Annotated in this window: 12 protein-coding genes; 11 read left to right on the top strand and 1 reads right to left on the bottom strand. The window is 46.2% G+C overall.

Annotated elements, in window-relative coordinates; genetic code table 11:
• Window positions 1-115 precede the first annotated feature (115 nt).
• The 11 genes from panB (at window position 116) to BXO87_RS14705 (ending at window position 10,509) form a co-directional block, all read left to right on the top strand.
• Window positions 116-949, top strand: coding sequence for a 3-methyl-2-oxobutanoate hydroxymethyltransferase (gene panB / locus BXO87_RS14655; RefSeq protein ID WP_007612211.1), 834 nt, complete (start codon window positions 116-118; stop codon window positions 947-949).
• A gap of 3 nt (window positions 950-952) precedes the next feature.
• A complete protein-coding gene (gene panC, locus BXO87_RS14660; RefSeq protein ID WP_012117844.1) occupies window positions 953-1,813 on the top strand; it encodes a pantoate--beta-alanine ligase in 861 nt (286 codons plus the stop codon).
• A gap of 1 nt (window position 1,814) precedes the next feature.
• Entirely contained in the window at window positions 1,815-2,198 is a 384-nt protein-coding gene (gene panD / locus BXO87_RS14665) for an aspartate 1-decarboxylase (protein ID WP_003153510.1), read from the top strand.
• Between the two features lie 121 nt (window positions 2,199-2,319).
• Complete coding sequence (dinG, locus tag BXO87_RS14670) at window positions 2,320-5,106, top strand: ATP-dependent DNA helicase DinG (RefSeq protein WP_038460823.1); 2,787 nt, start codon at window positions 2,320-2,322, stop codon at window positions 5,104-5,106.
• 147 nt (window positions 5,107-5,253) lie between these two features.
• Entirely contained in the window at window positions 5,254-5,424 is a 171-nt protein-coding gene (locus tag BXO87_RS14675; RefSeq protein ID WP_003153512.1) for a YpmA family protein, read from the top strand.
• A 9-nt stretch (window positions 5,425-5,433) separates the two neighbouring features.
• A complete protein-coding gene (gene tseB / locus BXO87_RS14680) occupies window positions 5,434-5,919 on the top strand; it encodes a cell wall elongation/penicillin-binding protein regulator TseB (protein ID WP_007409483.1) in 486 nt (161 codons plus the stop codon).
• Between the two features lie 22 nt (window positions 5,920-5,941).
• Window positions 5,942-7,123, top strand: a complete 1,182-nt coding sequence (locus tag BXO87_RS14685) for a pyridoxal phosphate-dependent aminotransferase (protein ID WP_007612190.1) — start codon at window positions 5,942-5,944, stop codon at window positions 7,121-7,123.
• 134 nt (window positions 7,124-7,257) lie between these two features.
• Window positions 7,258-8,550, top strand: a complete 1,293-nt coding sequence (gene asnS, locus BXO87_RS14690) for an asparagine--tRNA ligase (RefSeq protein WP_003153515.1) — start codon at window positions 7,258-7,260, stop codon at window positions 8,548-8,550.
• Window positions 8,551-8,644: 94 nt separating this feature from the next.
• The gene (gene dnaD, locus BXO87_RS14695; protein WP_070082021.1) at window positions 8,645-9,343 is read left to right on the top strand and encodes a DNA replication protein DnaD; all 699 of its coding nucleotides are present in this window, start codon (window positions 8,645-8,647) and stop codon (window positions 9,341-9,343) included.
• Window positions 9,344-9,361: 18 nt separating this feature from the next.
• Window positions 9,362-10,021, top strand: coding sequence for an endonuclease III (gene nth, locus BXO87_RS14700; RefSeq protein WP_003153517.1), 660 nt, complete (start codon window positions 9,362-9,364; stop codon window positions 10,019-10,021).
• Window positions 10,018-10,509, top strand: a complete 492-nt coding sequence (locus BXO87_RS14705; RefSeq protein WP_070082019.1) for a YpoC family protein — start codon at window positions 10,018-10,020, stop codon at window positions 10,507-10,509. The genes nth and BXO87_RS14705 overlap by 4 nt, the downstream gene beginning before the upstream one ends.
• Before the next feature lie 77 nt (window positions 10,510-10,586).
• On the opposite strand, the gene BXO87_RS14710 is transcribed toward BXO87_RS14705, so the two are convergent.
• Window positions 10,587-13,370, bottom strand: coding sequence for a PBP1A family penicillin-binding protein (locus BXO87_RS14710; protein ID WP_076851377.1), 2,784 nt, complete (start codon window positions 13,368-13,370; stop codon window positions 10,587-10,589).
• Window positions 13,371-13,380: the final 10 nt, after the last annotated feature.

The raw sequence follows: 13,380 nt of genomic DNA on the forward strand, positions 1-13,380 counted from the left end.
GATGACATTCGCCGAACGTTAAACAAGTGGGGATCCTTCTTATTTTACAGAAGGCTTTTTTGCTTGCGAAGAATTGGCGGCTCATCTCCTCACCGTTTAGAGGAGGAGAAACAGAATGAAAACAAAACTGGATTTCATGAAAATGAAGGAAAACGGAGAGCCGATCGTGATGCTGACCGCTTACGATTATCCGCAGGCAAAGCTTGCGGAACAGGCGGGAGTCGACATGATTTTAGTCGGGGATTCGCTCGGAATGGTCGTGCTCGGACTCGATTCAACAGTCGGCGTAACGGTCAGTGACATGATTCACCATACAAAAGCGGTAAAACGCGGTGCGAAAAATACGTTTATCGTAACTGACATGCCGTTTATGTCTTACCACCTTTCAAAAGAAGATACAATGAAAAACGCCGCGGCCATTATTCAGGAAAGCGGCGCGGACGCGTTAAAGCTTGAAGGCGGAGACGGCGTTTTCGAATCCATCCGCGCGCTGACTCTCGGCGGAATTCCCGTCGTCAGCCATTTAGGCCTCACACCGCAGTCTGTCGGCGTATTAGGCGGATATAAAGTGCAGGGAAAAGATGAGCAAAGTGCGAAAAAGCTCATTGAAGACAGCATCAAATGCGAACAGGCGGGAGCAATGATGCTCGTGCTTGAATGCGTGCCTGCTGAACTGACTGCTAAAATAAAAGAAGAAGTATCCATTCCCGTCATCGGAATCGGAGCCGGTTCAAAAGCGGACGGCCAAGTCCTTGTCTATCATGACGTCGTCGGCCACGGCGTGGACAGAACACCGAAGTTCGTGAAGCAATACGCCAAAATCGACGGCACGATTGAGTCGGCCCTCAGCGATTACGTCCGTGATGTGAAAGAACGGGTTTTCCCGGAAGAAAAGCATTCCTTTCAGATAAACCAAACTGTGCTGCAAGGCTTGTACGGAGGAAAGTAAGCGATGAAACAACTGACAGAAACTCAACAGCTGAAAGAATTGATTGCACAATACCGCTCAGAAGGCCGGACGATCGGATTCGTCCCGACAATGGGTTTTCTTCATGAAGGACATCTGACGCTGGTTGAAAAAGCAAGCAAAGAAAACGATATTGTCGTGATGAGCATCTTTGTCAATCCGACTCAATTCGGACCGGGCGAGGATTACGAGGCATATCCGCGAGATTTAAAGCGCGATGCCCGGCTTGCAGAACAGGCGGGGGCAGATGTTTTGTTTACGCCGTCTCCAAGTGATATGTATAAAGGCGAGCAAAATGTTGCCGTGCAAGTGAAAAGGAGAACTGACGTGTTGTGCGGCGCCTCCCGCGTCGGCCATTTTGACGGAGTGGCCACTGTGCTGACGAAGTTTTTCAATCTCGTTAAACCGACCCGCGCTTACTTCGGCCTGAAAGATGCCCAGCAGGCAGCGGTTGTGGACGGATTGATTGAGGATTTCTTTATGGATATCGAATTGGTTGCAGTGGACACGGTCAGAGAAGAAGACGGACTTGCCAAAAGCTCTCGCAACGTTTATCTGACTGAGCAGGAACGCAAAGAAGCGCCGATGATCTATAAAGCATTGCAGCAAGGTGCCGAACTGATCAGAGACGGTGAAAGAAATCCGGAAACCGTTATAAAAACCGTCACCGATATCATCGAAAACACAAGCGGCGTCATTGATTATGCCGAACTGTACGCTTATCCGGAGCTGACTCCGCTTAAAACATTAAACGGCAAGGTCATTCTGGCCTGCGCCGTCCAATTTTCTAAAGCCAGACTGATTGATAATATCATTATTGATATTGATGAATGGGAGAGATCATAATATGTACCGCACTATGATGGCCGGAAAACTGCACCGCGCTACCGTGACGGAAGCCAATTTAAACTATGTCGGCAGCATTACGATTGATGAAGATCTTTTAGATGCCGTCGGAATGCTCGCTAATGAAAAAGTTCAGATTGTGAATAATAACAACGGAGCGAGACTTGAAACGTATATTATTCCCGGTAAGCGGGGGAGCGGCGTCATCTGTTTAAACGGAGCAGCCGCCCGTCTCGTCCAAGAAGGAGATAAAGTCATTATTATTTCTTATCAAATGATGTCTGATCAGGAAGCAAAAAGCCATCAGCCGAAGGTGGCTGTTCTGGATGATCAGAATAAAATCGAGCAGATGCTGGGCCAGGAGCCGGCACACACGATTTTGTAAAAGAGCCCCCTTCATGGGGGTTTTCTTTTAAGATTTGGGGGCAAAAGCTGTTTTTCCGCTCCATTTCTCAACAAAACGTGTTACACTTTTCTCGTATGCAAGAATTGAGGTGTCCATTTTAATGAACAAACAACGGTTCGTTGTCATAGATGTCGAAACAACAGGAAATTCGCCGAAAAAGGGCGATAAAATCATTCAAATCGCAGCGGTTGTCATTGAAAATGGACAAATAACTGAGCGGTTTTCAAAATATATCAATCCGAATCAGGTCATTCCGCCGTTTATTGAACAGCTGACCGGAATTTCGTCCGGAATGGTTGAAAATGAACTGCCGTTTGAAGCGGTCGCAGAGGAGATTTTTCATCTGCTTGACGGCGCGTATTTTGTTGCCCACAATATTCATTTCGACCTCGGATTTGTCCGGCATGAACTGAGCGAAGCGGGATATGAGCTGCCGGATTGTGAAGTGCTTGATACGGTTGAGCTTTCGCGTATTGTTTTCCCGGGGTTTGAAGGATATAAGCTCGGTGAGTTGTGCGCGGAGCTGAATATTGTTCATGACCGCCCTCACCGCGCAGACAGCGATGCGGAGGTTACGGGACTGGTCTTTTTAGACATTTTACATAAACTGAAACATTTGCCTTTACCGACATTAAAGCAGCTTAGAAGGCTTTCACAGCATTTTATCAGCGATTTGACGCTGCTTTTGGATTCTTTTATACATGAAAGCAGGCCGGCGGAAGAAAAGAGCTGCATTCCATACGCCTCTTTTTCAATTAAAGAGCCCGATCACATTCCGGTTTCCCGTCCGGTGAATGCGGCCATTGACCTTGAAAAGTGGAACGAAGAAAAAGAACAGATCTTATCCGGCATCCTCCCCCGCTATGAAAAGCGGAAAGGGCAGCTTTCGATGATGGATGAAGTGCTTGGCGCCTTCCGCAATCGGGAGCATGCGCTGATTGAAGCGGCACCCGGCATCGGAAAAACGATCGGTTATCTCGTTCCGGCTGTTTTATTTGCCAAAGCGGAGCAGACTCCCGTGATTATCAGCACGTACTCTACTCTTTTGCAGCAGCAGATCATGTCTAAAGATCTTCCGCTTTTGGAGCGTATGTTTCCTTGGCCGGTCAAAGCCGCTATTTTAAAAGGGAAATCACATTATCTGTGCCTGCCTAAGTTTGAACATATTCTGCATGAGGAAGATGACAACTATGATGCGGTTTTGACGAAAGCGCAGCTTCTCGTCTGGCTGACGGAGACTGAAACGGGCGACGCCGCTGAGCTGAATCTTCCATCAGGCGGCAGATTGCTGTGGGAGCGCATGGCTTACGATGAGAATTCTTTTTTTAAAAAAGGGAAGGACTCGGCTGCCGGGTTTTATGAACGGGCTAAAGAAAAAGCGCAGGCCGCAGATCTGATTATCACAAACCATGCTTTGCTGTTTTCAGATCAAAGCAGTGAAACGAAAAAACTGCCTGCAAGCGGAACAATCATCATTGATGAAGCGCATCATTTCGAACGCGCTGCCAGCGAGCACCTGGGGAAGAGAGCTTCATACATCGGACTGCACACAAAGCTCAGCCGAATCGGAACCTTAAAGGAACACGGACTGTTAAAGCGGATGAGAAAACTGTTTTATACGTATGAACTGCCGGCGGAAAGTTTTTTTGACGCCGATGAGTGGATGAAGCATATTCAATCGGAAAGCGACGCATTTTTCAGTTCAGTGCATTCTTTTGTCAAACGAAGAAAACCTAAAGACGATCTGAACCGTCTCGTCTATAGTCTCAATCATAAAAGCCAGGATAAAGGGTTTCACATGATAACGGACGGAGCGGAGCGGCTTTGCGCGATGCTGGATCAGCTGCTTGACATGTTTTCAGTACAGGAGAAACTGTTACATCAAAAGCTTGAACAGATGAAAAGCGGAGCGGCTTTTTTAGCGGCCGAATATGTAAAGTGTATCAGGGGGCTGAAAGAATATCGTGATACGTTCAGCAGGCTGCTGTTTGAAAATGATGAGAAAGCAGCCGTTTGGGTTGAAATTGATGCGAAGGGCGCAAAAAATGCCGTCAGCATCTATGCACAGCCTTTGGAGCCCGGTGAAATGCTGGCAGACCAGTTTTTCGCCCGCAAAAAAAGCGTTGTGCTCACATCAGCGACCTTAATGGTGGAGCAGTCTTTTCAATTTATGATTGAAAGGCTCGGACTTGCGGATTTTTATCCGCGCACCAAAAGCATCCCGTCTCCTTTTTCTTACGATGATCAGATGAACGTCATCATTCCGAAAGAGATGAAATCCGTTAAATATGACGGAGAGCGGGAAGTCATTGAGCATATTGCCAAGTATGCAGAAATCATGTCAAAGGGAAAACAGCCGAAGATACTTGTCCTGTTTACGTCTCATGATATGCTGAAAAAAGTGTATCAGGAACTGAAACTCAGTATGGAGATCTCAGGCATTCAGCTTCTCGCCCAAGGTATTTCGGGCGGGAGTCCCGGTAAATTAATGAAAACCTTTAAAACGGCAAGCCGGGCGATTTTGCTCGGGACGAATCATTTCTGGGAAGGCGTTGATTTTCCGGGGGATGAATTGTCAACCGTCATGATCGCAAGACTTCCTTTCAGGGCGCCTGACAATCCGCTTCATGCCGCAAAATGCGAATTTGCCAAGAAACAGGGGAAAAATCCGTTTCAGACGATTTCCCTGCCTGAGGCCGTGTTAACGTTCAGACAGGGGATCGGGCGCCTGCTCCGTACGGCGGGAGACAAGGGAACAATCGTTCTTTTAGATCAGCGTGTAAAAACGGCGGGATACGGACGGTTGTTTCTTGAAGCGCTCCCGACTTCATCTCTTTTGGAACTGACGGATGCCGAAATGGCGGCTTATGTCAGCCAAACGGAATAAAAGCCGCATAAACGCGGCTTTCGTGGTGTGGGATGAGGAATTGTTTTTATAGTAAAAGCGGGTTCATGCCGCCTTGTGATTTTATTATGCCGCGGGCGCATCCCGTTATGACTAACAAAATTTGTTCGACCGATGGAGGGTATAAAAATGGAAAGCAAAATTGAAATTCTGTCAACGATTAATGTGGAGCATTCAGATGATTTATATAAAATCGTCGATACATTAAACCGGACTTTGAAACGGGACAATCTGATGTTCGGCCTTGCGCTCGACGAAGAAAATCAAAATGAAGCGGTCTTCACCATTTATCGCACATAGGTGAAAAAGATGAGAAAAAAAGCATTAATATTTACAGCCGTATTTGGTATTATTTTTTTAGCAGTTCTTTTATTTTCGGCCAGCATTTTTAAATCTGCAATGGCTCAAAAAGAAGAAGGCCACGAAACAGCTGCCGCAGCCGCTAAAGAAAAAACGGATCTGACAGATGCTGAGAAAGTGGAGACCTTTGTCGGCAAACAGAAATATTATGTTGTTACCGGAACGGATAAACATGGAAAAGATATGTATGTATGGGTTCCGGCCGACAAAAAAGCAAAAATTCTCTCAAAAAAAGCCAGTGACGGCATTTCAAGCGGCAAGGCTGCCAAGATCGTTCGGGACGAAGGGCTTGTTTCCAAGCTGAATGGCGTTCACCCGGCGAGAGAAAACAATGTTCCGTTATGGGAAGTGACCTATATCAACAAAAGCGGGCAATATAGCTTCAGCTATGTGGACTTTACAAGCGGCAAGATTCTCAAAAACATCACACCGTGAGACGTATTAGGGGGAGTTCAAGTTGAAATTGGCAAAAAGAGTATCCGCATTAACACCGTCTGCAACACTAGCAATTACTGCAAAAGCGAAAGAGCTGAAAGCAGAAGGCCATGATGTCATCGGCCTCGGAGCAGGAGAACCGGATTTTAATACGCCTCAGCACATTATAGATGCCGCGGTGCGTTCCATGAATGAAGGCCATACGAAATATACGCCTTCAGGCGGTCTGCCGGCGCTGAAAGACAGTATCGCAAAAAAATTCAAAAACGACCAGGGGATTGAATATAAGCCGTCAGAAATCATTGTCTGCACCGGCGCGAAACACGCTCTGTATACATTATTTCAGGTTATTCTCGATGAAGGGGACGAAGTGATTATACCGACTCCTTACTGGGTCAGCTACCCTGAGCAGGTGAAACTGGCAGGGGGGCGTCCCGTCTATGCAGAAGGGCTGGAATCCAATCAGTTTAAAATTTCACCGGAGCAGCTGAAGCAGGCTATCACTGAGAAAACAAAAGCGCTCATTATCAATTCACCGAGCAACCCGACAGGTGTTATGTATACGAAAGAAGAGCTTGCGGAACTCGGAAAAGTGTGTCTGGAGCATGGCATTCTGATCGTTTCTGACGAGATTTATGAGAAGCTTACATACGGAGGAAAAAAACACGTCTCAATCGCACAGCTTTCAGATGAATTGAAAGAGCAGACGATCATCATTAACGGCGTGTCGAAATCTCACAGCATGACGGGCTGGAGGATCGGCTATGCGGCGGGTTCGGAGACGATTATTAAAGCGATGACGAGCCTTGCGAGCCACAGCACATCAAATCCGACGTCTATCGCTCAATACGGCGCTATTGCGGCCTATAACGGTCCGGCTGAGCCGCTGGAAGAGATGAGACAGGCATTTGAGCACAGACTGAACACCATTTACGCTCAGCTCAGTGAGATTCCCGGATTCACCTGTGTCAAGCCTGAAGGGGCGTTTTACTTGTTCCCTAACGCCAAAGCGGCCGCAGAAAACTGCGGATTCAAAGATGTCGATGAATACGTCAAGGCGCTTCTGGAAGAAGAAAAAGTCGCCATCGTGCCGGGTTCGGGTTTCGGTTCACCGGACAACGTCCGCTTATCTTACGCAACGTCACTTGATCTTTTAGAAGAAGCGGTCGAAAGAATCCGCCGCTTCACGGAAAAACACAGCTGATTCTGAAAAAGCGGCTTTTAAAGCCGCTTTTCACTTGCATTGACCCCGTTAGAGTAGAACGGGTATAATAAAGTGATGAAAAAAGAGATTCAGGCAGATTCCTGAATGTCTTTCTTGTTCTGGAGGGAAAGAGTTTGAAAACAACAATCAACCAAGTGTATAAACACACAGGCGAGGAAGTAACGATTGGAGCTTGGGTCGCTAATAAACGCTCAAGCGGTAAAATCGCATTTTTACAGCTGAGAGACGGTACAGGCTTCATTCAGGGAGTTGTCGTTAAAGCTGAAGTAGAAGAAGACATCTTCCAAATCGCGAAATCAGTGACACAGGAAACGTCACTTTATGTAAAAGGAATTGTGAAAGAGGACGAGCGTTCACCGCTCGGCTATGAGCTTGCTGTTACATCCATTGAAGTCATTCACGAAGCGACTGATTATCCGATTACGCCTAAAGAGCACGGTACGGAATTCTTAATGGATCACAGACATTTATGGCTCCGTTCGAAACGCCAGCACGCAATTATGAAAATCCGCAACGAAATCATCCGTGCGACTTATGAATTTTTCAATAAAGAAGGCTTCGTGAAAGTTGATCCGCCGATTTTGACGGGAAGCGCTCCGGAAGGCACGACTGAGCTGTTCGCGACGAAATATTTTGATGAAGACGCCTTCCTGTCTCAAAGCGGCCAGCTGTATATGGAAGCAGCTGCAATGGCGCTCGGAAAAGTATTCTCTTTCGGACCGACGTTCAGAGCGGAAAAATCAAAAACGAAACGCCATCTCATCGAATTCTGGATGATTGAGCCTGAAATGGCATTTGTTGAATTTGAAGAAAACCTTGAAGTTCAGGAGAATTATGTTGCATACATCGTACAAAGTGTGTTGGAACATTGTAAGATCGAGCTGAACACATTAGGAAGAGACACATCGAAGCTTGAACAAATCAAAGCGCCATTCCCGCGCATTACGTACGATAAAGCGATTGAATTCCTGAAAGAAAAAGGCTTTGACGATATTGAGTGGGGAGATGACTTCGGTGCGCCGCATGAAACAGCGATCGCAGAAAGCTATGACAAACCGGTGTTTATCACTCATTACCCGACGTCATTAAAACCGTTTTATATGCAGCCTGCCAAAGATCGTGACGATGTCGTGTTATGTGCCGACTTAATTGCTCCGGAAGGCTACGGGGAAATCATCGGCGGTTCAGAACGCGTTCATGATATGGATTTATTGGAAGAAAGATTAAAAGAACACGGTCTGGATTCAGATGCTTACAAATGGTATGCTGAACTCAGACAATACGGTTCTGTTCCGCACTCCGGCTTCGGCCTTGGACTTGAGCGGACAGTGGCTTGGATCAGCGGAGCGCCTCACGTGCGTGAAACGATTCCGTTCCCGAGACTTCTGAACCGTCTGTATCCGTAATAGTTTTAAAAAACGAAGTCTCCTGCAAGGGAGACTTTTTCTAAGTAAAGGGGAAAGCTCCCGGAGATAACCTTTTACAGTAAGAGGTGTAAGGATGAAAAAACAGCAATTTATAGATATGCAGGAACTCGGCATTTCAAGCATTCCCAACCTGCTGCTGACACATTACCGGCAGCTCGGGCTGAATGAAACCGAATTGATCCTGCTTTTGAAGATTAAAATGCATTTGGAAAAGGGCTCTTATTTTCCGACGCCGTTTGAACTTCAATCAGGCATGTCCATCTCTGCTGAAGAATGTACAAGCTGCCTGAGAATGTTTATTCAAAAAGGTTTTCTGTTTATTGAAGAATGTGAAGACCATAACGGCATAAAGTTTGAAAAATATTCTCTGCAGCCGTTATGGGCGAAGCTGTATGATTACATGCAGCATTCTCAAAATGAAACGCAGGAAAGAACGTCAGAAAGAGAACAAAAAAGCCTGTATACCATCTTTGAAGAAGAGTTCGGAAGACCGCTGTCGCCGCTTGAATGCGAGACGCTGGCCATATGGCAGGATCAGGATCAGCATGATGCGATTATGATTAAACACGCCTTAAAAGAAGCCGTTTTATCGGGGAAACTCAGTTTTCGCTATATTGACCGGATTTTATTTGAATGGAAAAAGAACGGCTTCAAAACGGTTGAGCAGGCGAAGGCGCACAGCCAAAAATTCCGGCGTGTTCAAACGAAACAAAATGATCCGCAAAAAGAGTATACGAGGCAGGTGCCTTTTTACAATTGGCTGGAACAATAACATGAGAAGGGGAGAAACGTGTTAAATTTAAAGCAGATTGAATATTGTCTTGAAAAAATCGGCGATATGTTTCCGCACGCAGAATGTGAACTTGTCCATTCAAATCCTTTCGAATTGGTTGTGGCAGTCGCATTATCCGCGCAATGTACGGACGCTCTCGTCAACAGAGTGACAAAAACGCTATTTCAAAAATATAAACGGCCCGAAGATTATCTTGCCGTATCGCTGGAAGAACTCCAGCAGGATATTAAATCAATCGGTCTGTACCGTAATAAAGCCAAAAATATTCAAAAGCTGAGCAAAATGATCATCGAAGAGTACGGCGGAGAAGTGCCGAAAGACCGGGATGAGCTTGTGAAGCTGCCGGGTGTCGGACGGAAAACGGCAAATGTGGTCGTGTCTGTTGCTTTCGGCGTACCTGCGATCGCAGTGGACACTCATGTGGAGCGGGTCTCTAAACGGCTCGGCATCTGCCGCTGGAAGGACTCTGTTTTGGAAGTAGAGAAAACATTAATGAAAAAAGTGCCGAAAGAGGATTGGTCTGTTACGCATCACAGGTTAATATTTTTCGGCCGGTATCATTGTAAAGCGCAATCTCCCCGCTGTGCGGAATGTCCTTTGCTTCCGCTATGCAGAGAAGGGCAGAAGCGTGACAAAAAAGGGCTGGTGAAACGGTGACGGCGATTGACATTCTGGCAGACTATGAAACATACCTGCGCAGCCTTACGGACTTGGAAAGCTTCGAGATCAAAGCGGCGCTGCGCCGCCATCCGCTGTATATGGATTTCAGCGGTCAGCCAACAGTGCAGCCATGGAGGGAAAGAGGCGAATATGTCCCGTTTCTGTTTCAGATTTGGAATGAAACGAAAGAAACGCTGCTTCCCGTTTTTCAAACAAGAAAATCGAGATGTGATCAAAATGACATGCTGAAGGGAATTGCCTGTCTGATTGCCGCTTTTCATTGGACGGCAGGGGAGCGGGTCACATCACTCGACTGGACTGTGCTTGAAACAAAGCATTTTCCCGCGGAACCGATCAATTGGGCGGAGCGAATGGCGTTTATTTTAACAAAACCGACTCAATATCACTCGTTTATTCAGCTTGATGAATTGATGACGGAGATGAAGAAACAATATCATAAATATGAAGCCATGAACAAATGTTAAAAACCTCCTTTTCTTATAAGGAGGTTTTTTTGTATGAAAAAAATCCTTCACCTGTTTGAGGTGAAGGATTTCGTCCGCTAATGAGCGGGATTTGACTGGATGGTTGACGAATTGGACTGCCCGTTGATATTTGAAGATGAGTCTTGGTTTTTGTCCGTTTGACCGCTGTCAGGTTTATTTGAGCCGTCTGAACCGGAATCGGAATCATTATCAGAGCCGTTATCTTGCTGTCCGTTGTTATCGGTCCCGTTGCCGGGCTGATTCTGATTGTTGTTATCTGTTTGATCCTTATCGGATTGATCCTGATTTTTATCCGGGTCATCAGTTGGTGTTTGATCTGATCCGTCAGACGTATCTGTCTGATCGTCATCTTTGTTTGAATCATCGGTTTGCGTCTTGTCCTTATCTTTATCTTCATCAGTCTTCTGTTCATCGTCAGTCGCTTTATCTTTATCCGCATCGTCTTCTTCATCTTTCGGGACTTTGAAAGATGCTGATGCCGTATCGCTTTTTCCGTCATCGTTTTCCGCTGTCACCTGGAAGCTGTATGTGGAGCCTGGCGTGACATCTGAGACGACGGCTTCTTTTGCCGAACTGTTTTGAATGTCACTGTAGCTTCCGCCGTCAACGGATTGTTTGACATTGAATGTTGCATCACCGTCATAATTCCAGCTTAAGGTTAATGATTTTTTATCTTTGTCGTATTTCACTTGCAATCCTGTCGGTTTATCGGCTTTTTCTTTCGTGTACGTTTTAGAAACGGCAGTTGGCTGCGTCCCTTTCACGAAGTACTCCGTCACTTTTTTATCATCCGGCGTGTTCGGTCCGGCTAAAGCGGCAGGATTCGAGCCTTTCTCAACTGTTTCTTTTACGACGCTGTCAGGCTGCTTGAAGCTTCCTTTACCGTCATCAACGTATGAGATCAGCTTTTGGAAAATACGTTTTGCGACTTGCTGGTCTGCAGAAGACAGTGATTTCTTGCCTGCTTTGTTGCCAGATTCTACACCAGTCCAAACCGCCGCAGTATATTGTGGGGTGTATCCGACAAACCAGGAATCCGGAACTCCGCCTGGAGCAATGTTATATTTTTGAATATCACCTTTAGTAAAGTTTGTCGTACCCGTTTTACCGGCAACTTCCACGTTCGGCACCTGAGCCAGTCTGCCTGTTCCTGACTGCACGACTGTTTTGAGCATATCGGTAATCATGAATGCCGTGTAATCGCTCATAGCACTTTTCGGTTTCGGTGTTAAATCAAGCTTAGTGCCGTCATTAAATTCAATCGATGTGACCGCATGCGGTTCATTGTACGTTCCGTTATTTCCGAACGCGCTGTAGGCGCCCGCCATTGTCATAGTAGATACACCGCGGTTATCCTCACCAAATCCTCCGATCGAATAAGATTCGGTTACACTCTCTTTGTTTAATCCTAGTCCTAAGTCATTTGCGAAGTCGACAGCATTATCTTTACCGGCTGCTTGATATGCTTTCAGAGCCGGAATATTACGAGAGTCTGAGAGAGCCTCTCGCATTGATATCATATTTCTGTATTTGTTGTCGTAGTCGTGAATAGGAGTGCCGTCAGAGTACGTATAAGCTGAGTCGTCAATCTGCTCGTAAGTCGACCATTTTTTATTTTCAATGACCGGGCCATAATCAAGAATCGGTTTTATCGTTGAACCGGGCTGGGTTTTACCTTGTGTTGCATAATTGAATCCCCCGGTAGTTCTGTTCCGTCCCGGTCCGATGGCGCGGATTTCTCCGTTTGTCGTATCAAGGAGCGTGACGCCCCCCTGCATGCCTTCCGAAAAGCCAACCGTGTCTCCGTTCATCAATTGATCAAGATAATCTTGTGCCTTCGTATCAAGAGTCGTGTAAATTTTCAGTCCGTCAGTTGAAATATTGACGTCTTTCTTTTCTTTTGTCTCAATTTCTTTCATAACTTCTTCGACAAAAGCGCTGTATTTATTTGTGTCCTTTTTATCGTATTCCTTTTGGCTGACGACGCCTTCATCTTTCATGGACACTTTCTTCGCTTTTTGGTATTCAGCATTTGAAATGAATCCTTGTTTTTCCATTAAGCTGAGAACGATGTTTCGGCGTTTTTCGGAAGCCTTCGGGTTTTTAACCGGGTTATATCCGGTCGGGCTTTGTGGCATCCCGGCAAGCGTCGCCGCCTGTTCAACCGTAAGCTTGCTCAAGTCTTTTACGCCGAAGAATTCTTCAGCCGCTTTACCGACGCCGTAGGCGCGCGGTGAGAAATAAATTCTGTTTAAATACATTTCTAAGATTTCATCTTTAGAATAATGGCGCTCCAGCTGCAGTGAAAGCCACACTTCCTGTGCTTTCCGTTTAATCGTTTTCTGATGGGTCAAAAGCGAGTTTTTCACAACCTGCTGGGTGATTGTGCTTCCTCCCTCTGAACCGAACCCATCCGTAAAGTTGGCGACCAAGGCGCCTCCGATCCGGATCGGGTCTATACCGTGGTGCTTATAAAAACGGGCATCTTCAGTTGCGATAAATGCTTCTTTCACAACATCGGGTATATCCTTAATCGGGACGTAGGTTCGTTTTTCACCGCCCACTTCCGCGATTTCTTTTCCGTTTTTATCGTAAATCGTTGAAGAGTAAGGCGTTTTCAGCTTGGCTTCATCCAAAGACGGCGCGCCGGAAACCAAAACGGCAAATGCCGCGGCTCCGCCGACTATGCCAAGGACAAACAGAATAACCAAGGACAGCACAATCTTTTTGAATAAACCGCCTTTACGCTGTTTCTTGCCTTTTTTCGGTGAAGAGGGCTTAGTGCTTTTCGTCTGCCTTGCCTTACGGCGTTCTTCACGGCTCGTAAATTGATCTGACATAACATCTCAA

The organism is Bacillus sp. GZB, assembly GCF_001975995.1.
Classification (GTDB): Bacteria; Bacillota; Bacilli; order Bacillales; family Bacillaceae; genus Bacillus; species Bacillus velezensis.